This window comes from Tepidibacter mesophilus (assembly GCF_002724055.1).
GTDB classification, from domain to species: Bacteria; Bacillota; Clostridia; order Peptostreptococcales; family Peptostreptococcaceae; genus Tepidibacter_A; species Tepidibacter_A mesophilus.
This window is the reverse complement of record NZ_BDQY01000003.1, coordinates 13,668-38,029: the sequence shown is the minus strand read 5'-3', so window position 1 is coordinate 38,029 and position 24,362 is coordinate 13,668. Positions and strand designations below refer to the sequence as shown.

Below are 24,362 nucleotides of genomic sequence, written 5' to 3'. Positions count from 1 at the left end.
TGTGCCAATATATACCATTTTCATCCTCAATACAAAAATTAAGTGATATGGCAAGCATATTATCAGAATCCATTAAAATATTTAAAGTTTAATTTAACTTGATTTAGTAAACAAGTGAATCTGTCGCCTTATTTACTTTTTCTGTTTTTTTTGATAATATATTGCTAATTACAATTATAAGGAGGATATTATGAAAAAAAGAATTAGTATAATACTAACTTTCATTATGATATTCAGTTTAACGCTAACAGGCTTTGCTGAAACTAATGAAATAAAGGTTCAATTAAACGGTGAAAATGTAGCTTTTGATGTAGCTCCTCAAGTTATAAATGGAACTACTTTTCTTCCAGCAAGAAATATAGTAGAAAAACTCGGTGGAACTATTGACTATGCAGCAGCTACTAAAACTATTACGGTTAAAAAAGATGGAACTACTGTTACTCTTCAAGTTGATAATAAGTCAGCTAAAATTGAAAAAGACGGTGAAGTAAAAGAAATAACATTAAATGAATCTCCTAAAATTATAAACGGCAGAACTTTAATACCTGTTAGATTTATATCAGAAGCATTCGATACAAAGGTTGGCTGGGATGAATTCGAAAGAACTGTAGTTGTAATAGATTACAATCAAATAGTTAAATCTCTAGATGAAACTTTAAAATCTAAAACACCAGCTTTTTATGAATTTTTAAATACTGGATATAAGCAACCTGATACATTAAATTCAAAATGTAACTTTAGCATAGATTTCAAATCAACTCCAAGCAAAGGATCTATGGATAACTATTCACCATTAACAATGATGGGTGCATTCGAAGGAGGATTTGATGTTACAGCTACATCTTCAATGAATAATGAAAGCATGTTAATAGACATGAATATAAAGGCTAAAGGAATGGTAAAAGAATTCTTAAATAATGAAGCCTTTGGACTTAAAGGACTTGACGATATAAATGCAAAGATATTATTCAACGATAAATCTCTTTACATACAATCAGATGTATTTAATAAAGTTGAAGATTTAAAAAGTTTAAATATAGGTAACAAGTGGGTTAAATTTGATATATCAGAAGAAGATATGGCGTCTATCAAGCAAATGATAGAAATAATTAAATCTGATGATACTAAGCCTATTGATGCACTTTATGCCTCAATCAAAAACCCTACTACTGACTTAACTGTTGATACTTATGAAAGTACTACTATGATTGCTGAAGTACTTCCAATGCTTTTAAGTGATGATAATTTCAAACTATCTAAATCAGGAAACACTAAAACATATACTTTAAAAATAGATTCAGATGATTTTATTAAGTTAATAACAGATATATCTTCAAAATACTCAGATGAAGATTTAACTAAAGATGCTGATTTTTTAAAGTTCAAAGATGCTTTTAAATTTAATTATGACGTAAAAATAGAAGTAAAAGACGATTATGTTACAGGTGAAACAGCTAATATGAACGTTGATTTTGACTCTGAAGAGGACGGAAAGTTCAATTTAGGATTTAAATTAAACTCAAGTGTAAGTGATATAAATAGTGATTCTATTAAAATAGATGTCCCTGCTGACTCTGAAACAATAGATTCTAAAGTACTTGAAAATATGGGTTTATAGTAAAATAAAAATAGCTAATATCTCTATAGAGATATTAGCTATTTTTTTATTCTGTATTATACTATTAAGAAAACATAACTCTATCACTTAATCCGTCTTTAGATTGTATCTTTTCAAAGTATGATAAAAGCTTATCTATATTCAAATCTTTCTTTTCCTCTTCTTTAATATCTAAAACTACTTTTCCTGCGTGCATCATCAAAAGTCTGTTCCCCATAGATATAGCATGATTTAAATTATGGGTTATCATAAGAGTTGTGATTTTCTTTTTTTCTACTATTTTCTCAGTAAGCTCTATTATTCTTTGAGAAGTCTTAGGGTCAAGCGCTGCTGTATGTTCATCTAGTAATAATATATGTGGATTTCTCATAGTCGCCATTATAAGAGACAGTGCCTGTCTTTGCCCCCCTGATAAAAGAGATACTTTAGTATTAAGTTGATTTTCAAGTCCTAATGATAGCTCTGATAATATTTCCTTGAAATAATTTATATTCTTCTTTGAAATTCCCATAGACAATCCAAATTTATTTCCTTTATTCATAGCCATAGATAAATTTTCTAGTATAGTCATAGATGGAGATGTTCCAAAGCTTGGATCTTGATATACTCTAGCTATAAATTTTGATCTTTTGTACTCTTTAAAATCCGATATATCTTTATTATCTACATTTATTGCTCCACTATCTTTATCTAAACTTCCCGATATCATATTTAAAAGAGTTGATTTTCCAGCTCCATTACTTCCTATTATAGTTATAAAATCGCCTTGCCTTATATCAAGTGATAATTCATCAAATACCTGTTTTTCATTTATAGTATTTTTATTAAATGTTTTGGATAAGTTTCTTATTTGAATCATCTCTATCACCTCTTTTTATAAAGTTTAGATTTAATTTGAATTTGGCATTATTAGAAGCAATAGCAAATATTACTATTAGTGCTGTTATCAATTTTAAATCAGTTGGATTAAATCCAATTTTTAATGCAAGAGCTGTACTGAATTTATATAAAATAGATCCTATAACAGCCATTGTAGTAGTCTTTATGAATGAGAATTTTTTCAAAACGGCTTCTCCAAATATTACAGATGCAAGACCCATAACTATAATACCACTTCCCATTGTAACATCTGAAAATCCTTGGTATTGAGCTAACAAAGACCCTGAAAGTGCAACTAGTCCGTTTGATATCATAAGTCCTATTATTTTTATATTTCCTATATCTATACCAAGAGATGTTATAAGTTTTTCGTTATCTCCACATGCTTTTAAAGCAAAACCCAGTTTTGTTCTAAGAAAAATGTCTAATAAAATTTTTGCAAAAAGAGCTATTATAAATATTATTAATATACTTTCTATTTTGATATCAAATACAGTATTTTGGTTGAATAATGGGATGTTTGACTTTCCCATTATTCTAAGATTTACAGAATATAAAGCTGTCATAACCAATATACCCGATAGTAAGTTAGTTATTTTAAATTTGACATGAAGTATTCCAGTTGCAATTCCTCCTATGCATCCAGCTATAATAGATACTGATGTTGCAATAACTGGATTTATATCTTTAACCAAAAGAGCTGCTGTAACAGATGCTCCAAGTGCAAACGTTCCATCTACTGATAAATCAGGAAAATCTAATATCTTGTATGTTATATATACTCCTAATGCCATTAAAGAAAATATCAAGCCTTGCTCGAGTATACTTATAATTAAGTCCATTTAGTTTTCCTCCTTAATAGACTGTGCCTTAGATTTCAAGTCATCTGGTATTTGTATATTCAGCTTTTTAGATACGTTCTCATTTATAACGAGCATAGTATTTTTAATGTGTTCAATACTCATCTCTTGAGGTTCTTTCCCATTTAAAACTTCAACAGCCATAAGACCCGTTTCATATCCCAGCTGCTTGTAATCTATTCCTTGTGTAGCTAAAGCTCCTAATTTAACGTGAGATTCTTCTGCCCCTATTATAGGTATGTTTTTTTCGTTACATTTATTTGATATTAAACTCATTGAAGATGCAACTAAGTTATCTGCTGGAGTGTATACAACATCCACAGTCTGAATCAATTTATCTATTGCAGAAGATACCTCATTCACACTACTTACTCCAACTACTTCTATATCAAATCCAATTTTTTTAGCTTCTTCTTTAGCCATATCCACTTGAATTTTAGAGTTTATTTCACTTGTATTGTATATAACTCCTACTTTTTTAGTATTTGGAACTAACTTTTTTATAAGTTCAAACTGCTTATTAACAGGTGTAATATCACTAGTTCCTGTTGCATTTGTCTGAGTTTTTTCAATAGACTTTACTAATCCCGCTTCTACAGGATCTGTTACTGCTGTTATTAATATTGGGATTTTATTTGTAGAATTGAATGCACTTTGAGCTGACGGGGTAGATATTGCAAATATCATATCCTTATTTTGAGATACGAAATTTTGTGCTATAGTCTGAGATGTAGGTATATCTCCCTGAGCACTTTGAAAATCTATCTCTATATTATTTCCATCCTCAAATCCATTATCTTTAAGAGCTTCGATAAATCCTTCTCTTGCTAAATCTAGAGCTGGGTGCTCTGTTATTTGAGTTATTCCAATTTTGATTTTGTCATCCTTTGAAGTGTCCACTGATTTGCATCCTACTAAAGATACAACTAATAAGATAATTAATACAACCATTTTAAAATTCTTTTTTCCTACCATACTACCATCCTCCTAAATTTTTAATTGTATAAAAAAAAACTCCCGTATGAGAGTTTTTAACCAAAGTTAATAAACCTACCCTACATACCTACCATCCTACATATCTACTATACTACAAAACTACTCTTCTACTAATCTTCTACGAACTTCCTACTCTACATTTTATTCTGAATTTAAAATCTATTATATAAAACTTAATATACTATGTCAATATATATTAAGTTTTATAGTTTTATTATATTAACCTATATAGTTTTGAACCTGTTAATAACATTGAATGAAAATCTACACTTACAACTATTTTTAAGTAACGTAGCCCCTAATAATCGTTGGCTACATGAGGCATACGATAGCATAAAGCTAATTTTTTTACTTAACTTGTATTTCATCCATTTCTTTCAAAACTGAACTTTCACCTGCTTTTTTAATTGCCATCTTAGTTGCAACAGGCCCTATTATCTCTGTGATTATAGTTGTAGCCATAAGTATAGTAATTACAATTTCTCCAAGAGATGTCCCAGGAAACTCTCTTCCTACAGTTATTGCAAGTCCTATAGCCACCCCTACTTGTGATAAGAGACCAAGCCCTATATATTTTTTGACTACAATAGGTGCCTTTGAAATTGTTCCTCCAATAGATGCTCCTCCTACTTTTCCAACTATTCTAAATAATAAATACATAACTCCTAAAAGCCCTATCTTAGGAATTAAAGAAACATCAAGTCTAGAACCTGCTAGTGTAAAAAATGCTGCGGTTATTGGAGGTGACCATTTTTCAAGTATATTAAATGATTTGTTTGCTTTGCTTGATACATTTGTTACCATTATTCCACTTGCCATAGCGCAAAGAAGTGGAGATAAATTAAATTGAAGGGCTACCCCTACAATTAAAACAATACTTGCAATAACAAAAGTTAAAAGTTCAGATTCATTTTTAGCATTTTTAAGTAGATAACACAATAATATTCCAATTAATCCTCCTACACCTATAGATAAAACTATTTCTGTTAAAGGATGAATAATTACCTTTGATACAGTTAAAACTTCATGTTTTAGAAAAACCTTTGCAATAGATGCCGCAACTGCATATATCATAAGAGATATTGCATCATCAACTGCAACAACTCCAAGTAATGTACTAGTTAAAGGACCCTTAGCCTTATACTCTTTAAGTACCATGACAGTAGCTGCCGGTGCAGTAGCTGATGATATCGAACCTAATATAAGTGCTGTAGGTATATTTTGACCAAGTGCAATCATTATTCCAGTAACAAGAATAAATGCTCCCATGGCCTCACAAAAGGCTATTATAAATATATTCTTTCCTAACTTCTTCATCTCTTGTATCTTAAATTCACTACCAATATTAAAAGCTATTATTCCAAGTGCAACATCACTTATAAAAGATAATTCCTCTATTACCTGTTCATTAACAATATTAAATCCCGATACTCCGATTATAAGACCTGCTACTATGTATCCCCCAACTGCAGGCATATTCATTTTATTCATAGCCTTGCCAAGTAAAACTCCAAAAATAAGTGCCAATGCCAAACTGATAAAATCACTCATTGTTAATAATCTCCTTCTATTTTAATTTATCCTAAACAATTTTAAACCAAGGGATGTAATATCCCTTGGCACTGTTTTAAACTAATATATATCTGGTATTGACCTATGGCACAGACCAACAACAACATCATTCAAATGTAAAAGTCCCATACTCATAAATATACAAACACTTAAATGCTCTTTATGCCTTGTAATACCTATTTTTCCTCCTACATTCATTCCATTTGCCTTTGAAGCTACCTGCATTATTGCCTCTCTAGCCGCTCCTACTACTGCTCCATCATGTACATGGCACTCTTTTATAACTCCACTTCTTCTAGATGCTACAAGTGCTCGTTCTATAACCTTAGGTATAGACTGTATTAAATTTCCCCCTATATCAACTGCAGCTGATTTTATACCTTCTTTTTCTAACTCTCTTATCACCCTTTGTTCATCTTCTCTTGAGCTTGTTATAGCTATCTTAATAGATGCCTTTGCTATATGAGTACTATCTAATTGCATTCTATAACCTCCATAGTATTTTCCTTTTTTATCTTTGATGTAATTTTTAATACTAAAGATGAAAATAATTTCATTTCATCTTCAGATAAGCATTCAGATATTTTATCAGCAAAACTTTTATAAATTTCAAGCTCTGCATCCAAAATCTCTTTTCCTCTATCAGTTAAGTATATATGAAACTCCCTTTTATCTTGCTCTGAATTCAATTTCTTTACATACCCTTTATCTGTTAATCTTTTTATCATAGCAGTAACAGAGGGCTTACTAACATTTAAAGCGTGAGCTAATTGACTAAAAGTTGGATTATTAAGTGTATATATATATTCCAAATAATACATATGATTTATACTAAATCTTGAAAATTCTTGGTTACTCATAATTTTCTCTATATGATTTTTGTATTTTTTATGAATATATTCTTCCATCTCCAACAGACTTTCTTCTAACTTCATTTGTTCCTCCTGAAAAATTACATTTTCTTAATATTAGTTAACACTAACTAACTAATATTTTAGAATATTTTCGCTATTTTGTAAAGTATTTTCTACATATATAGTCATTCCTTCTAGGTTGTAACTTTCTTTATTAGTATGTACTATTACATAGCTTCTTGAATTAATATATCTTATATAATATAATTTCTTTATGGGAAATTTTAAATTTTATGTTTAAAATTTTTTTTTCTAGGTATATATCAATTAGAAAAACATTTAATTTAATTGGGGAGGTATTTAATTATGAAAAAATTTATATGTAAAGTATGCGGTTACACTCACGAGGGGGAACATGCACCAGAAGTATGTCCACAATGTAAAGCTCCTAAAGATCAATTTATAGCACATGATGAAACAAAATTAGCTTGGGCTGATGAGCATTTTGTTGGAGTTGCTAAAGATGTTGATCCAGAAATAATAGAAGGTCTTCGTCAAAACTTCTTAGGAGAATGTACAGAAGTAGGTATGTACCTTGCTATGAGCCGTCAAGCTGATAGAGAAGGATTCCCAGAAGTAGCAGAAGCTTACAAGAGAATAGCTTGGGAAGAAGCAGAGCATGCTGCTAAATTTGCAGAGTTATTAGGAGAAGTTGTAACTGATAGCACTGAAAAGAACTTACAAATGAGAGTAGATGCAGAGCACGGTGCTTGCATTGGTAAGAAAGAATTAGCTACTAAAGCTAAACAATTAAACTTAGATGCAATCCATGATACAGTTCATGAAATGTGTAAAGATGAAGCTAGACATGGTTCAGCTTTCAATGGTTTATTAAAAAGACACTTTGGTAAATAATATAAATCAAAAAAGAGTGCATACGCACTCTTTTTTTGTCTCTAAGTAAAATATATAATTGCCAACCTATGAATATCTATAATTAAACAACTACACTAGCAACCATTTTTAAGCAACGGAGCCCGTAGGGATCGTTGGCGATATGAGTCAGTGCGTAGCGACTAGACGAATTTTTAATGCCTTGGAGCCCAAAGAATTATACCTACTCCTATTAAGCATACTGCTCCACCTATAAAATCAAACATATCAGGAGTCTTCTTATCTATTCCCCATCCCCATAATATAGATAGAAAAACGAATATTCCTCCGTAAGCTGCATATACCCTTCCAAAGCTTGGAAACTTCTGAAAAGTTGGTATTACTCCATATATAATTAAAATAATGGCTCCAATTATACCATAAACATACGTCTTACCTTCTCTTAACCAAATCCAAATCAAATAACCCCCACCAATTTCTGCAATCCCTGCTAATATGAATAGTATTATAGAATTTAGCACATAAATCCCCCCCTTATGTAAATAGTAATAATTATCAATATTAATTATATCTCATATAATTATATATTGCTACATATTCTATTAACTTTTAGGGTAATCTTAGATTTATTATTTTTCTGATTCAAATAACATATATCCAAACTCAAAAGGATTTTTAGTTTCTCCTAAAAGAATTGTATTTTTAAATTCTACAAGTCCTTTTCCTTCTTTAAATATTTTTATTTCCTTATACGTATTTTCAGGATAATTTTCTATTCCGTTAATTATAGTTTCAGTTCTTACTATATTTTTATTTTTATCGTCTTTAGATACATCTGTAATTTTTGTTTTTACAGTATATTCTTTCCCATCTATATTAAATTTTTGATCCCAAGTATTTCCTACTTCAATAGGCAATTTTAAAACAACTTGATCTTTAATTATTGATTGAGAAAATCTTCTTGTTAAATTTTTTTGTATCTCTTTAACTTCATCTTTATTTATTGTATATTTCGTTTCTATAACTCTGTCTTCTTTTGAAGGTCCTTCACCATCAGATACATCTAATATTTCTCCCTTAAAATTTAATGTTAATAGATCTTTATTATCTGTAACTTTATTCAGTGTTAATGTCTGAGCATATTCAACTGTTCCAAAATAGTTAAAAACAGTTCCTTCTACCGAAGGAAAATAACTTGAAAGCTCATTACTATATACTTTTTCATTTGAATCTTCTTTAACTTCATTATCAGCATTAGTACATCCAACCCCAATAACAGTCATTAATAATATCAACGTTAAACAAAATATTTTTTTTATTAGATTCATACAAATCTCTCCTTTTCAATACTAATTGTTTAATTCATTAATTATATTTTAGTACACATATCACATTTTGTAGTTACAACTAGTTTACACTTTAGGTATTTTTATAGTTACTTTTGTACCTTCGCCTTCAACGCTATCAATATTAAACTCGCCTTTATGCATACTTACTATTTCTTTACATATTGCTAATCCAATTCCGCTACCGGCTTTTTTTGAATCTCCCTTATAAAATTTATCAGTTACATTTTTTAAATCTTCTTTTGATATTCCAACTCCATTATCTTGTACCTCTATTAAAATAAATTCTTCTATATATATAGTTTTGATAGTTATTATTTTATTTTCATCTAAAAATTTTATTGAATTATCTATAATATTTATGAGAACTTGTTTGAGTCTATTTATATCACCTTTTATATAAGATATATTTTCATCTATATCTAAAATCGCGTTAATATTCTCTTTTTTGAATCTTTTTTTGAAATAATTATAAACAGATATTATTAATTTATTTACATCTACCTTTTCTAAATCAAGAGTTATTTTTCCAGATTCAAATTTTGAAAAATCTAGAAGTTCTTCTACTAATCCAGTCAGTCTTTTAGATTCATCATATATAATTTCTAATCCTTCTTTTGTATCCTCTTCACTATCAACATCACCTGTCAGCATAATTTCACTCCAACCTTGTATTGAGGTAAGCGGAGTTCTTAGTTCATGTGATATAGAAGATATAAATTCATTTTTTATCAAGTTGCTTTTTTGAATTTCTTCTGACATATAATTTAATGTATCTGCTAATCTGCCTATTTCATCCTTATTTCTTTTAACAGCTTTTTTAGAAAAATCTCCAGAAGCCATTATTTGCGCAATATCAGTTAATTCCTCAATAGGATATACTATCTCTTTTGCTAAAAATGAACTAAATAAAAATGTTATAACAATTACAATAATACCTACTAATAGTGAAATTATAAAAATCATAGAAAAAGCTTTATCAATATCTTCTATAGAAACTGTATATCTTAAAACCCCTGATATGTTATTTAAATAATAAAGAGGAACAGATATAGCCATAATCTTTTCATTAGTTTTTTCATCAGTTTGCTTTATAACCTTTGCATTTCCTTTTAATGCTTCTCTTATATCTTCTGATTCTAGAGTATCAGTAGAATTTAATCCATATGAATCTATAATCATTGTTTTGTTTAAATTAATTACCTGCATATAAAAAACTTTGTCTTTCGAACTATCCTCTAATATGTATCTTGCTTTTTTATCGATTTTTTCACTTATCAAAATTTTATTATAAAATGAACTAGACACATCTGCCTTATTTGTTAACTCATTTTTAACACTTTCAAAATAATAATTTCTTACAGTAATTAAAAATATTATTTCTAAAATCAAAACAATGCTTATAATAATAATTCCATTTTGCCTATATATACGGTTTTTTATGCTTTTCATTAATCAACACTCCATATATATCCGTATCCTCTAACTGTTTTTATATAATCTGGTTTTGAAGAATCATCTTCTATTTTTTGTCTTATTCTTCTAACATTAACATCTACAGTTTTTATATCTCCAAAATAATTTTTTCCCCAAACTTCATCCAATATCTCATCTCTACTTACAACTTTATCTGAATTAGTAATTAGAAGTTCTATAATTGAATACTCTGTTGGAGTAAGTGATATCACTTGATTATTTTTAATTAAAGATTTCTTATCTAAATTAAGCTTAAAAGCCTTATGCTCAATAACATTTGTACTTTCTTTACTTGAATTTATACTAACTCTTCTGAGTAATGATTCAATTCTAGCTGCAAGTTCTCTAGGACTAAAAGGCTTTACAATATAATCATCCGCTCCACTTTTAAGCCCTTGTACTTTATCATCTTCTTGTCCTTTTGCTGTGATCATTATAATTCCAATACTTGGATGATTTTTTCTAATCGCTTTACAAACCTCATACCCATCTATATCAGGAAGCATTACATCAAGCAATGCAACAGCAATACTACTATCTACTTTTTTTAATGCCTCCTGACCACTTTTAGCTTCAGTGACATCATACCCTAAAGCTTTTAGCTTTATTTTTATAAATGATCTTATTGAATTTTCATCTTCCAATACTAAAATTTTATTTTTCACAGAAATTCACCTACTCAATAATATTTTTAAATACCTTTTTAATAATTTCTTCATTTACAAAGTACTTAGATTCTTCATTTATATCATATGCTATTCCAATAACTATACTTTTTTCATTTTCTTTTAATATTGCGTACTTTTGGTTCTTTAATAAGGCTGGATTCCATTTATCTTTATCATAAATTTCAATAGAAAAAATAATTTCACCATGATATTTATTAGTATATAAAGGATAAAAACTTATTTTATTTTCAATATTTTTATCATATTCTTGAATAACAATGAATTTATCTTCCCAATTACTTGGAATTTGTATTTTATATCCATAATTATAGTTATAATATTCTCGTAAAACTAATTTAATATTTTCTTTATCATCCCATTGGTACCATATATTAACTGGATTTGAATTATACATGGAGTTTGGTTTAGATATAATACCAAATTCTATTATATTATCATTATTTATGTCTTGAGATTTAATCATATCCATTCTAGATGTTTTGTCATTTGTTAAAATTTCAATCAATTTATTATTTTCCATAATATACAAATCAGTATATGACCTATATGTCCCCATATCAAAATCAATGAATATTCCTTTTTTATAATTGGATACATTTCCTACATTCATTATGCTGTAGTAGCTTTTATTATCTATTAATAAGTTATCAATAAGATTTATTTGTCCATTAAAGTAATTTAAAACTTTTATGTTTGTAGAATTGTCCTCTAATCTATTTAAAATTATCAATTCATTTTTACCATCATTATCTAAATCATCTAATCCAAAATCTCTATATTCAGTATCATGAATTATATTAAAATATCCGTCATGGTAAGAATATACACGTAAACTTTTATTAGGACTATCTTGGATGTTATATCCTATAAATATCTCGGGCATATTATCTCCTGTTATATCTTTATATTCTACTAAATCTATACTATCTCCCCATCCTTCTATCCTGTTTATTTCATGCCATTTGTCATTCTTTTTTTTGAGTATAATAACTGCATACTCATCTTCATCACTATAAATATTTTTATAAGTCTTATACAATAAAAGTATTTCATCAGTTTTATCTCCATCTATGTCAACCGTTCTAATTGCCTCTTTATTTTTTTGACTTGTAGCTAGTGTTAATGTATCTTGTTCTGATAAAAAATCATATATTATATTCTTTATATAATTTGTATTTTCTAAACTTTTAGGTCTTTTTATTAACTCTGATGGAGATTTGTACACTCTACAACCAGATAAAGAAAAAAGTATCATTATTCCGAGTATGGCTAAGTTTATTTTTTTTGACATAAAATTCCCCTTTTTATATTCTATTATAATAAAACTTACTAAACATGGGGTTACAATTAGATTAAAATTAGTCTTTCTATTATTCTTACTCTTATTTAGAAAAAATAAGAGTAAGACTTTATTAAAAATAAAAGTCCCTCATTATTTTTAACAATGTGGGACTTTTTTATTTCAGTATATAATTCTATAATTTTCATTTTATCTGAAAGCTAAAGATTGTAATACTCCATATTAGTGTAAGTTTCACTTTATATTTATCTGTATAGGATTTTTCGTAATAAGATTTCCATTATCTGAATCATCCCAAACAAACCCTTTTAATATATATTCCTCTTTATCAGGTATGCAAACTCCTGTTGTTAAAAGTTCTTCTTCCTTTGATTTTATTTCTTTATTAATACGTGTAGAATCTACCATTTTATTATTTTCATCATATAAAGCTAACATTAAAGTCACATTTTTAGGTTTACCTTCATTATTTCTTATCCTTACTTTTATATCTACTTGTCCTTCATCAACAACAGAATCATTTTTTTCTATTAATTGTATTTCTAAATTTCCTTGTTTTTGTACAATATATCTATTTTTTGTAATAGCTTTTAAACAAACATTAGAGTTCGGTTCAATATCAGTTAAATCACTCCACTCTTTTCCATTAATACTAATAAAGCTTTCATTTTTATTTGCTTTTGCCTTGCTTGAAATTTTTCCTTTTGGGCTTTCAACAGCAACAGGATACTTCTCTGCTTTTGTTTTTAATTTTATAATAATGGCAAACTTTTCATCTTTATTTAAATTAATTTTATCAGTTGAAATCGTATGATATCCGACATTATTTATTTTTCCTTGATTTATTTTTTGCATATCTTTAAATGAGTTTATATCTTCAAAATTCCTGCATATCCACACTTCATAATCAGAATCTTCCCCATTTGTATAAAAACCTACAGCACTTAAATTTTCATTTTCTTTAGCTACAAAAACATTAGAAAACCAGGCTGTTTCATCTGAACACCCATAATCATAAGTTTGTCCAAGTTCATCATACTGATAAATATTGTCATACTTTTCATCAGAAGCTACGAAAGCCGCGTTCTCTATTTTGCCTATATTAGAATCATAGTATGAAACATAAAAATACCCATCATCTCCCCAATTACTTCCTGCACTATTTCTACATATAAATGCTCCATCACCATCAGGCTTATGTTTGAATTTATCTTTTGAATAATCATCATCCCATCCAACAATAGAAACAGCATGATTTCCTTTACTTAAACTATTGTAGCTATATGAGCTATTTCTTTGATTATAATAAGATTCATCCCACTTAAAAACTGTATAAACAGCTCCATAATCCATTATTGCTTTTTTTATCTTATCATTATCATCAAATGTTTTTCTCTGTGGTATATATATTACATTTTTAATATGATAGTCTGATTTTTTTATTCCTCTATTTGTAGCATATCTATTTTTAGGATATGGATCTTTTTCTTCTAGTACAGCCCCTTTCCAACTTGCAAGATAAGCTGTTGCCATGGCTACATTTCCACCATCTTTTGCCCCTGAATCAAATCCATGAACATTAATCATATTGTTTTCTGAAAAATCATATTCCTTATTTTTCTTAAATTTAATATTAGATTCAAGTGAAGATAAAGCCGCAAAAGCCCAACAGCTGTTTATCTCTCCTTGGTCTTTTACAGGTGTTACTCTTTCAAGTTGTCTTAAATCATATTTTTTTGGCAAACTATCCGCATATGCAAAACCACTCAAAAATACTAAATTGAAAATTAAACAACATATGATTCGTATAATCCTCTTTCTATTCTTTATTCTCATAACCATCTCCCCTTCAATTTCTCTAAAAGATAAAATTTCTATATTTTTAATCTCCCCTTTTACTATTATAAGCTTTAGATATTATTTGTATATATCCACCAATATTCCTATTTTATTTTTTATCCACATTTTTATTCAATATACACATTTTATTGTTTATACGTTTAATATCTTAAATACAAACTACACACTTTCATATTCATATACTCTTATTGAGTAAGTTTAAAAACTCACTTATATTAAAATTCGATCTTAAGAGAAGGGCATAAATGATATGCAGTTTAATTATTTAGATAAATATAGTACTACCCACTACCATCATTCAGATCATGAAAATTTATTAATGTGCTAAAATCTGTCTAAACTGTGCAAGAGAATGTCAAGCTTTTGCCATGGGATACTAAATCCATGGCGATATAAATTATCTGTCTTAATGAACTACTATAATAATTGTAGATATTAGTGGGTATAAAAAAAGATGACTCCTGTTTAATACAGGAATCATCTACCTAATGCTTGCTTAGCTTTTTTTATGATATTCTTAACTTAAGGTACATTTTAAATGCTCAATAGCTCTATTCTATCAAGTAATTTAAAAAATGTTTATCTTGAATCTATAAAATACTCACTTTCGAATTATGATAATGGATTTTGTGTTCCACTTTCTTGAACTTTACGTTTTGCATATTCCAGCTCTGCTTGCTTTATAGATGTAGAATTTTGAAACGCTCCCATATTTGGTGAAGCATTATTTAACATAGATCCTGAATTAGGGTTTTTATTAGTATTCATATTCTCTTTAGCATTTTGAAGTTCTGTTTGGTTCATCTTTGGCTTATTCATTTATAATACCACCTTTCTTATTTTCCTAAGATTCTATGAGATTTTAATCTCATACAAGTTATTATCTCCATATATATCTTCTATATGTTTTGTAAATATGCAATATTTTGTATGTTCTTGGTAACACTGTATTATAAATGTATTTTTAATTAAAACCTTTTTCGGCTACAATTTCTATTGTAAATTTAGTTTTAGGATTTTTTGCTTTAAATTGTTATAAACAGATATAATTATAGTTCCTAATAGCATAAAAAAAGTAGACCCTTAAAGGGTCTAATGAGTTTATTTAAAACTTATTATTTAAGGTTATCTTATGGGGTATCATATGTTGAAAAAGGGGTTCTCAACATATATTTAATTTAATAAATAAAAAAACCATAAAGTCTAGAAATTTCATTTCCCAGCACCTTCATGGCTTTATTTTTTAATTAAATATGATTACCTTTATTGATATAATATCATATTTTAAATCAACGTTCAAGGATATTTATGTAAATCATGTAATTTTTTAGTTGTTTTTTTAGTAATCGTTTACAAAACATTTTTTAATTTTAACCTCTTTTATTATTCTCCAATATAAAGTTCTTTAGCAATAGGGAATGGATCTAATGCCCTTTCTAAAACTCCAGTTATATGACCAATTAATATTCCATAATTAACAATAGGAGTTCTATTTTCTCTAGCTTGAATAACTCTAAATTCCATTTCCTTAGGATTTAGCATACATCCACCACAGTGAACTATTAAACTATACTTTTTCATTTCATCTGGCTCTGGATAATTGACTCCAGAAGTCCATTCAAAGTTCAAATTTTTCCCACACATACCCTCTATCCATTTAGGAATTTTGTCTTTTCCTATATCTCCTTCTTGTCTATGATGAGTACATCCCTCACATATTAAGACATTGTCATTCTCTTTTAACTTCTCTATTTGCTTAACTCCAAGAACAAGCTCTTCTAAATCAGCCTTGTATCTTGCATATAATATTGAAAAAGACGTCATAGGTATATCCTTTGGAGTCAACTTATCTACCTTCTCAAAAGCCTGTGAGTCTGTTATAACTATCTTTGGCTTTTTGTTAAGACCTTGAAGAGTTGCTTCAAGCTCTGTTTCTCTTGTTATTATTGCTATTGCGCCATGGTCTATTATATCTCTTGTAGTCTGTTGTTGAGGAAGTATTAATCTTCCTTTAGGTGCTGCCTTATCTATAGGCGTAACTAAAACTACATAATCATGTGGCTCTATTAAATCTCCAACTATCTTCTTTTCAACATCAGTGTTTGGGGCATGCTTTATAATTAAATTTTTAAGTTCATCTACTCCTTCTCTAGTTTTTGAACTTACCTTTACAAATTCGATTCCAATCTCATTTTGTATATTACTTATCTCTTCCTCTGATAAATTCTTCTCATCAGACTTATTTATAACTCCAACCACTGGTATATTCTTATTATTTATTCTATCTAAAGTCTCTTTATCAAAATCAGTTACACCATCAACTGCACTTATAACTAGTACTGCAAGTTCAGTTTTATTTAATACTTGAAGAGTCTTTTTAACTCTAAGCTGACCTAAATCTCCCTCATCGTCAATACCTGCTGTATCTATTAAAACAACAGGACCTATTGGAAGTATTTCCATAGCTTTATAAACAGGATCAGTAGTAGTTCCAGCTACATTTGAAACTAAAGCTATATCTTGATTAGTAAGTGCATTTATAAGACTTGACTTACCTGCATTTCTTTTTCCGAATATAGATATATGAAGTCTATTACTTCTCGGTGTTCCCTGCATTCTTATACACCTCCATGTCTATTTTTAAGTAAGATGGAAATTCTCTATTAGCTCCAGTAACTGCATCATATGCAGATTTTAAATCAACCATATTCTTATCTGAATATATTTGGTAATTATATCTATACTTAGCTGGAGTGTTTATAAGCATTATAGTATTAGCACCTGCTTTTAAAGCTTCTGCTTGAAGATTTGATTCAATTGATGCAAGCGCAGTAGTAGCTGGCAAGAATACCCTCTTACATACAAGCCTTGTAACAGCAACCGCTTTTAAAGTCATATCTACATCTCCAGTTGGATAATTTTCAAGAGGAGTTCCCTTCGCAGGTATAAAAGGACCTATTCCTATCATATTTATACCCATGTCCTTAAAGTAAAGTATATCATTTGCAATATCTTCTTCTCTTTGACCTGGAAGTCCTATTATACAGCCTGATCCATTTAAATATCCAAGCTCTTTTAACCATTTAGAACATTCTTTTCTATCATTTATATCATCATCTGGATGAATAAAGTTAAATATTTCTTCATTTGTAGTCTCTATTTTGAGTAAGTAATTATTAGCACCAAGTTCTTTAAAGTATTCATAATCTTGTCTTGGTCTTTCACCTAAGCTTAAAGTTATCTTCATTCCAGTTTCTTTTTTAACTCTAATTATTAAGCTAGCTATCCTGTCCTTAGTCCACCAAGCATCTTCTCCAGATTGAAGTATTACAGTCTTTATTCCTATGTCGTGAAGAGAATGTACAACCTCCATTATCTCATCCTCAGTCATTCTATATCTTTGAAGACCATCAAGATTTCTTCTAACTCCACAATACTTACAGTCCTTTTTACAATGATTAGAAAACTCAATAGCTCCCCTTATATCTACAACATCTCCGACTATCTTCTTTCTCATCTCATCAGCAGCCTTAAAAAGAGCTTCCTTTTCCGCCTTTCTATCTGTTTTAAGAAGCAGAACTATATCAGAATGAGTAAGTTCTTGACCATCCTCTATCTTTTTAAGAACATCTAAAAACTCATCCCTTATTATACTATTTTTAAGTCTATCTACAAGACCTGTTAACCTTTCTGGTTTTTCCTCATATATACCTCTTATAGTTATATCATTTTCTATTAAGTACTTCTCACTTATATCTCTATCTTTTTCATTAACCTTTATAGCTATAGCACAAACCGAACCATACTCAGCAGGAGCAGGAACTAAAGAAGTCTCAATACCCTTATCCTTTAACAACTTATCTCCCCTTAACATATGATTAGTAGACCCAGCCATTATAAGGAAGTGTTTTACGTCTTTATCCATACCATTCCTCCAACAATCTTTATTTTAAGATGTTCATCAATCTATCATTTACTCTATAAATGTTTTTTCTATGCCTTTTTCTTTCCATCTTTGATTTTTAAGATTTTTTTCTACCACAATACTTTATGTATAGCATATATTCTAAAAATAAAGCTTATTAAAATTCGCTTCATGCTAATGCATAGATCATACCGCCAACGAATTCCATTGTTCAAAATGTTAGCAGATTTTTAAATGTTTTTTAGTTGTGTTCTATTTAAAACTAAATCAAAGATAATTTTAAAATATTCATATAAAAATATAAGCGGTTGCTTTTTAGATATTTTAATATAAAACTTGGGTTTTGACGTTTAATAATCTGTTAAAAAGTTTCGTTGTCTGAGCGTAGAGAGTTTAGAAACTTTAGGATTATTAATAAGACAGAACCCTTAGTTTTATCAAAATATATTTGCAGAGCGTTATTTTTATATGAATATTTTTGGATACACTGATAATAGTAAATTAGTCCAACATTTTTTAATAAGCTTTTTTTCTCAGCTACTATATAAATCCTTAGAAATAAAGATCCTTCTCTCCTGCCTCTATTCTCTCAAGTCTCTTAAGAGTCTCCACCTTAACCTTCTCATCATCTATCTTCTCTATCTCAACCTTAAGTAAATCTTCACCCATTTTTTTAGTATCATCAGATGCTACATTTACTAAGTTTTCTTTAAACGTAAGTATTGCATTAGGTTGACAGAATTCATGTATATGTGCATCTTTTGCAAGCTCCATAAATGCCTCTCCAGTTCTGTTGTTTCTATAACATGCAGTACAAAAACTTGGAAGATGGCCCTGCTTACATACAACCCTTAAAATCTCATCTAAACCTCTCTCATCATTCCCTTCAAACTGATTAGCTTCACTATCATCTTCCTCATATCCACCAGGGTTTGTCTTTGAACCTGCTGACATTTGAGATACTCCAAGTTCAAGTAGTTCATCTCTTAAATTAGCACTTTCTCTTGTAGACATTATTATACCTGTATAAGGAACAGCTAATCTGTATACTGCAACTATCTTCTTAAAGTCATTATCACTTACTGGATATGGTGTTTCTTCAAGAGCTGAACCTATTGCAGGTCTAAGTCTTGGAACAGATATTGTATGAGGTCCTACATTATACTTATTATCTAGATATTCAGAATGTATAAGAGTTGCTAGAACATCAAATTTATAATCATGAAGTCCAAGCAATACCCCTATTCCTACATCATCAATCCCTGCTTCAAAAGCTCTTTCAATAGCAGTTAATCTATAATCATAATCTGACTTTGATCCACTTACATGCATCTTCTTATAAGTAGGTCTATGATAAGTCTCCTGGAATATCTGATAAGTTCCTATTCCAACATCCTTAAGTTTTTTAAACTCATCAACCTCAAGAGGAGCACAGTTTACATTTATTCTTCTTATATCTACTTTGTCATATACAGCTTGAACAGATTCAACTATATGATCTATATGAGTAACCCTTTTGTCCTCACCACATACCATAAGTATTCTTTTGTGACCCTGCTTTTCTATTGCTTTTGCTTCTTCCACAACCTCATTTGGACATAGTGTTCTTCTATGTATCTCCTTGTTATTTACTCTAAACCCACAATAAAGACAATTGTTAGTACACTCATTACTAGTATAAAGTGGAGCAAACATTACAATTCTATTTCCATATATTTTTTCTTTTATATATTTAGCAGCCTCAAACATCTTATTTAAAACTTCTTCATCGTCAACCTGTAGTAATGCCGCAGCTTCAGTTGATGTAAGTCCAAAGCAATCCTTTGATTTTTCTATTATATTTAAAACTTCTTGCTTAGACACATTATTTGCATCCTCAAGAATATCATTTATTTTTTCCTCATTAATTATATTTAAAGTATTCATAGCAAAAACCTCCCCATTATTTTTGTGTTAAAGCACTTTTCACACTAACTCCTTGAAGTCTTCCAAGTCTCCCAGTTAAAGCTCCTATCTCGTCATTAGTTCCATCTACTATTATCGATATAACACTTAAGTTTTTTTCTTTATAAGGTATTCCCATTCTTCCAACTACAATTTCAGCATGTAGACTAAGTAGTTTATTTACACTTTCAATACTGTTCCTATCCTCAACTAAAATGCCAATTACTCCAATTCTTTTATTCATGAAATTCCCTTCTTTCAGTCTAAGAATATAAAAAAGCCCTCCTTAAAAGATAAGGAAAGCCAATAATTTTCATATCACCCTCTCACCTTTTACTCAGATAGATATCCTCGTAATTAGAATTTTTATTCATCCTCTTGATGAATAAATCCATCAATTAGATTTTAATTATTATGTTAATAATATTGTCAAAATAATTACAAGTAATTTTGTAACTATTTTCATAATATTATTCTTTTTTATTAAAGAGGTCAATATTAATATTGACCTCTTTATATATTATGCTTTTAGCAAGACTCGCATGCACTACATTTTCCAGTACAAGCTTCTTCTTCAATTGGATATATTTCTTTTTTAGCATAGTGAGTGTGAAGTAACTCATGAGCCATATGTCCGTTTGGTTTTCCTAAGAAATCAGCATATAGCTTTTGAATTGATTCATTTTTATGAGATTTTCTGACAGCCATAAGTGTATCTTCTTCATATAAAGCCTTAGCTCTTTCTACTCTTAAGTCTACCTCTTCTCTTATCTTAGCTGAAACTTGTGGTTGTCCTCCACCTGTTACACATCCACCTGAACATCCCATAACTTCTATGAAATGATAATCAGCTTTTCCTTCTTTAATTAAATCAAGAAGTTGTGATGCAGCTCCTGTTCCATGAACCACAGCTACCTTAACAGTAAGATCTCCTATTTTAACCTCAGCATCTTTTAAGTTTTCTATTCCTCTAACAACATTATATTCTATTTCCTCTAAATCTTCACCAGAAAGTACATCAGCTACTGTTCTAATAGCAGCTTCCATAACTCCGCCTGTAGCTCCAAATATAACTCCTGCTCCTGAGTAATCTCCGAAGAATTCATCGAATACTCCGTCTTCTAATTTATTGAATTCTATTCTAGCTTCTTTTATCATTTTTCCAAGCTCTCTAGTAGTTAATACTGCATCTACATCTTTTAATCCATTCACTTGCATTTCGTCTCTTGCAGATTCAGTCTTTTTAGATGTACATGGCATTATAGATACTACATATATATCCTTAGGATCTATATTATTTATCTTAGCATAGTAAGACTTAAGTATAGCTCCCATCATTTGATGAGGTGACTTACAGCTTGATAAATTATCTAAAAGCTCTGGATAATAGAATTCACAGTATCTTATCCATCCTGGTGAACATGAAGTTATCATTGGAAGTGTTCCACCATTTTGAATTCTATTTAAAAGTTCATGTCCTTCTTCCATTATAGTAAGGTCTGCTGCAAAGTTAGTATCAAATACTTTGTTGAATCCAAGTCTCTTAAGAGCTGATACCATCTTTCCAGTAACTCTAGTTCCTATAGGAAGACCAAATTCTTCTCCTAAGGCTGCTCTTACTGCTGGTGCAGTTTGAACTAGTACATGCTTACTGTTATCTTCTATAACATCCCATACTTTTTCTATATCAGATTTTTCTCTAAGTGCTGCAACTGGACAGACATTTATACATTGTCCACAGTACACGCACGGTGCATCTGCCATACTTCTATCAAATGCAGGCGCAACTTCTGTCTCTATACCTCTATTAGTAAATGCTAATGCTCCTATATTTTGAACCTTTGAACATACAGCAACACATCTTCCGCAAAGTATACATTTATTAGGATCTCTTACTATTGAACTTGATAAATCATCTATTTCTTTTTCTACTCTTTCTCCTTCAAACTCAACATTTTTAACATTTAAATCTTCTGATAGTTTTTGTAGTTCACAGTTTCCATTTCTAAAACAAGCTAAACAGTCTCTGTTGTGATCTGAAAGTATTAATTCAAGATTGGCCTTTCTAGCCTCTCTTATCTTTCTTGTATTAGTCTTTATTACCATTCCATCTGATACTGGGTGAACACATGAAGCTTGAAGATTTCTAGCTCCTTCTATTTCAACCAAGCACATTCTACATGCCCCGATTTCATTTATTTCTTTTAAGTAGCAAAGAGTAGGTATATCTATTCCTATCTCTCTAGCAGCTTGAAGTATAGTATACTCTTTAGGAACTTCTATTTTTACATTATCTATAGTTAAAGTAACTTTTTGCACCATAAACACCTCTCTTTTCATGATTATTGTTTAGATATTGCTCCAAATGGACATTTCGCAACACATGCTCCACACTTTATACAAGCATCTGTATCTATTATATGTGCTTCCTTAACTTTACCTTTTATAGCATTAACCGGACATGCCTTAGCACATAATGTACATCCCTTACATTTATCCTCAGTAACCGTGTACTCAAGTAGTGATTGACATACTCCCGATGGACATCTCTTTTCATTTACATGAGCTTCATATTCATGTCTAAATCTCTTTATAGTTGAAAGTACTGGGTTTGGTGCAGTTTGACCAAGTCCACAAAGCGCAGAAGTCTTGATATTCTCAGCAAGCTTTTCAAGCTTTTCTATATCTCCTCTTTCACCTTTACCTTCCGTTATTTTCTCTAATATTTCAAGCATTCTCTTTGTTCCAATTCTACATGGTGGGCATTTTCCACATGATTCTTCAACAGTAAACTCTAAGAAGAATTTAGCTATATCAACCATACAGTTATCCTCATCAAGTATAATCATTCCACCAGATCCCATCATAGATCCAAGAGCTGTTAATGAATCATAATCTATTGGAGTGTCTAAGTATTCATCTGTTAAACATCCACCAGATGGTCCTCCAGTTTGAACTGCCTTAAACTTTTTGTTATTAGGGATTCCTCCACCTATTTCAAATATTATTTCTCTTAAAGTAGTTCCCATAGGTATTTCTACAAGTCCAGTATTTTCTACCTTACCACCAAGAGCAAATACCTTTGTTCCTTTAGATTTTTCTGTTCCTATTGATGCGAACCAATCTGATCCCTTTAATATAATTTGTGGTATATTAGCATAAGTCTCAACATTATTAAGTAAAGTTGGCTTATTCCATAAACCTTTAACTGCTGGGAATGGAGGTCTTGGTCTTGGCATACCTCTTCTACCCTCTATAGAATTTATAAGTGCTGTTTCTTCTCCACAAACAAAAGCTCCAGCTCCAAGTCTTATTTCCATATCAAACTCAAAATCAGTTCCGAATATATTTTTTCCAAGATATCCTTCTTCTCTAGCCTTGTCTATAGCTATTTGAAGTCTTTCAATCGCAACTGGATACTCAGCTCTTACGTATACATATCCTTGGTTTGCTCCAACTGCGTATCCAGCTATAGCCATAGCCTCTATTACAGCATGTGGATCTCCTTCAAGAATAGATCTATCCATGAATGCTCCTGGATCTCCTTCATCTGCATTACATGCAACGTACTTTTGATCACTCTCAGCTTTGTAAGTAAATTCCCATTTAAGACCTGTTGGGAATCCTCCACCTCCACGTCCACGAAGTCCTGACTTTTTAATTTCATCTATTACATTCTCAGAAGTCATTTCAGTTAATGCTTTTTTAAGAGCTTCATATCCCTTTTTCTCTAGATAGTCATCTATGTCCTCTGCTCCTATAACTCCACAGTTTGAAAGAGCTATTCTCATTTGCTTTTTATAAAAAGGTACTTCTTCAAAAGATTTAACTTCTCCATCTTCACTAACCGCTTCTTTATATAAAAGGTCTTTTACTATTTTTTTGCCTATTATATGTTCATCAACTATTTTATCTACATCTTCAAGCTTAACATGTGCATAAAAAGCTCCCTCTGGGTAAACAATAACTATAGGTCCTGCTGCGCAAAGGCCGAAACATCCTGTTTTTATAATTTTAACATCTTCCTTTATTCCTCTTTGCTCAAGTAAATTTTCCATTTTCTCTAATATTTTAAGAGAACTAGATGAAGTACAACCAGTACCCCCACAAACTAATACCTGGTTTTTATAAGCCATTAATAGTACCTCC

21 protein-coding genes are annotated in these 24,362 nt (G+C 29.9%); 2 read left to right on the top strand and 19 right to left on the bottom strand.

Translation table 11 applies throughout. The features are described 5' to 3' along the window. The first annotated feature begins 190 nt into the window (after positions 1-190). Positions 191-1,618 carry a copper amine oxidase N-terminal domain-containing protein gene (locus Tmeso_RS03395; protein WP_099188276.1) on the top strand — a complete coding sequence of 476 codons (1,428 nt, stop codon included), beginning with the start codon at positions 191-193 and terminating at the stop codon, positions 1,616-1,618. A gap of 64 nt (positions 1,619-1,682) precedes the next feature. Here Tmeso_RS03395 and Tmeso_RS03390 read toward each other — a convergent pair whose 3' ends face one another. The 6 genes from Tmeso_RS03390 to Tmeso_RS03365 form a co-directional block, all read right to left on the bottom strand. Further along, positions 1,683-2,477: an ABC transporter ATP-binding protein gene (locus Tmeso_RS03390; protein WP_099188274.1), complete on the bottom strand. Its 795-nt coding sequence runs from the start codon at positions 2,475-2,477 to the stop codon at positions 1,683-1,685. After that, positions 2,443-3,339 (bottom strand): ABC transporter permease, encoded by an 897-nt coding sequence (locus tag Tmeso_RS03385; protein ID WP_099188272.1) that lies wholly within the window; start codon positions 3,337-3,339, stop codon positions 2,443-2,445. Before Tmeso_RS03385 ends, Tmeso_RS03390 begins: the two co-directional genes overlap by 35 nt. Next, positions 3,340-4,332 (bottom strand): ABC transporter substrate-binding protein, encoded by a 993-nt coding sequence (locus tag Tmeso_RS03380; RefSeq protein ID WP_099188270.1) that lies wholly within the window; start codon positions 4,330-4,332, stop codon positions 3,340-3,342. A 369-nt stretch (positions 4,333-4,701) separates the two neighbouring features. Continuing rightward, positions 4,702-5,904, bottom strand: coding sequence for a cation:proton antiporter (locus Tmeso_RS03375; protein ID WP_099188268.1), 1,203 nt, complete (start codon positions 5,902-5,904; stop codon positions 4,702-4,704). Positions 5,905-5,985: 81 nt separating this feature from the next. After that, entirely contained in the window at positions 5,986-6,408 is a 423-nt protein-coding gene (locus tag Tmeso_RS03370) for a HutP family protein (protein ID WP_099188266.1), read from the bottom strand. Continuing rightward, the gene (locus tag Tmeso_RS03365) at positions 6,399-6,860 is read right to left on the bottom strand and encodes a MarR family winged helix-turn-helix transcriptional regulator (RefSeq protein ID WP_099188264.1); all 462 of its coding nucleotides are present in this window, start codon (positions 6,858-6,860) and stop codon (positions 6,399-6,401) included. Before Tmeso_RS03365 ends, Tmeso_RS03370 begins: the two co-directional genes overlap by 10 nt. Positions 6,861-7,145: 285 nt before the next feature. Here Tmeso_RS03365 and Tmeso_RS03360 point away from each other — a divergent pair, with 285 nt between their 5' ends. Beyond that, positions 7,146-7,694, top strand: a complete 549-nt coding sequence (locus Tmeso_RS03360) for an NADH peroxidase (RefSeq protein ID WP_099188262.1) — start codon at positions 7,146-7,148, stop codon at positions 7,692-7,694. A gap of 173 nt (positions 7,695-7,867) precedes the next feature. Here Tmeso_RS03360 and Tmeso_RS03355 read toward each other — a convergent pair whose 3' ends face one another. The 13 genes from Tmeso_RS03355 to nuoF all read right to left on the bottom strand — a co-directional run bounded on the left by Tmeso_RS03355 (position 7,868) and on the right by nuoF (position 24,349). Beyond that, positions 7,868-8,194: a YnfA family protein gene (locus Tmeso_RS03355; RefSeq protein WP_099188260.1), complete on the bottom strand. Its 327-nt coding sequence runs from the start codon at positions 8,192-8,194 to the stop codon at positions 7,868-7,870. A gap of 108 nt (positions 8,195-8,302) precedes the next feature. Beyond that, complete coding sequence (locus tag Tmeso_RS03350) at positions 8,303-9,001, bottom strand: hypothetical protein (protein ID WP_099188258.1); 699 nt, start codon at positions 8,999-9,001, stop codon at positions 8,303-8,305. 84 nt (positions 9,002-9,085) lie between these two features. Next, positions 9,086-10,471: a sensor histidine kinase gene (locus Tmeso_RS03345; RefSeq protein WP_099188256.1), complete on the bottom strand. Its 1,386-nt coding sequence runs from the start codon at positions 10,469-10,471 to the stop codon at positions 9,086-9,088. Then, positions 10,471-11,160, bottom strand: a complete 690-nt coding sequence (locus Tmeso_RS03340; protein ID WP_099188254.1) for a response regulator transcription factor — start codon at positions 11,158-11,160, stop codon at positions 10,471-10,473. The genes Tmeso_RS03345 and Tmeso_RS03340 overlap by 1 nt, the downstream gene beginning before the upstream one ends. 10 nt (positions 11,161-11,170) lie before the next feature. Further along, positions 11,171-12,475: a hypothetical protein gene (locus Tmeso_RS03335; RefSeq protein WP_099188252.1), complete on the bottom strand. Its 1,305-nt coding sequence runs from the start codon at positions 12,473-12,475 to the stop codon at positions 11,171-11,173. Positions 12,476-12,718: 243 nt separating this feature from the next. Beyond that, on the bottom strand, positions 12,719-14,320 hold the full coding sequence (locus Tmeso_RS03330; RefSeq protein ID WP_187296207.1) for a C1 family peptidase: 1,602 nt from the start codon (positions 14,318-14,320) through the stop codon (positions 12,719-12,721). 636 nt (positions 14,321-14,956) lie between these two features. Then, positions 14,957-15,163, bottom strand: coding sequence for a hypothetical protein (locus Tmeso_RS03325; protein ID WP_099188248.1), 207 nt, complete (start codon positions 15,161-15,163; stop codon positions 14,957-14,959). Between the two features lie 564 nt (positions 15,164-15,727). Beyond that, on the bottom strand, positions 15,728-16,960 hold the full coding sequence (hydF, locus tag Tmeso_RS03320) for a [FeFe] hydrogenase H-cluster maturation GTPase HydF (protein WP_099188246.1): 1,233 nt from the start codon (positions 16,958-16,960) through the stop codon (positions 15,728-15,730). Further along, positions 16,938-18,269: a [FeFe] hydrogenase H-cluster radical SAM maturase HydE gene (gene hydE / locus Tmeso_RS03315; RefSeq protein ID WP_099188244.1), complete on the bottom strand. Its 1,332-nt coding sequence runs from the start codon at positions 18,267-18,269 to the stop codon at positions 16,938-16,940. Before hydE ends, hydF begins: the two co-directional genes overlap by 23 nt. Positions 18,270-18,821: 552 nt before the next feature. Continuing rightward, entirely contained in the window at positions 18,822-20,195 is a 1,374-nt protein-coding gene (gene hydG / locus Tmeso_RS03310) for a [FeFe] hydrogenase H-cluster radical SAM maturase HydG (RefSeq protein ID WP_099188242.1), read from the bottom strand. Positions 20,196-20,211: 16 nt separating this feature from the next. After that, complete coding sequence (locus tag Tmeso_RS03305; protein ID WP_099188240.1) at positions 20,212-20,457, bottom strand: TM1266 family iron-only hydrogenase system putative regulator; 246 nt, start codon at positions 20,455-20,457, stop codon at positions 20,212-20,214. 284 nt (positions 20,458-20,741) lie between these two features. Then, entirely contained in the window at positions 20,742-22,535 is a 1,794-nt protein-coding gene (locus Tmeso_RS03300) for an NADH-dependent [FeFe] hydrogenase, group A6 (RefSeq protein ID WP_330400286.1), read from the bottom strand. A 20-nt stretch (positions 22,536-22,555) separates the two neighbouring features. After that, positions 22,556-24,349 (bottom strand): NADH-quinone oxidoreductase subunit NuoF, encoded by a 1,794-nt coding sequence (nuoF, locus tag Tmeso_RS03295; protein ID WP_099188238.1) that lies wholly within the window; start codon positions 24,347-24,349, stop codon positions 22,556-22,558. Positions 24,350-24,362: the final 13 nt, after the last annotated feature.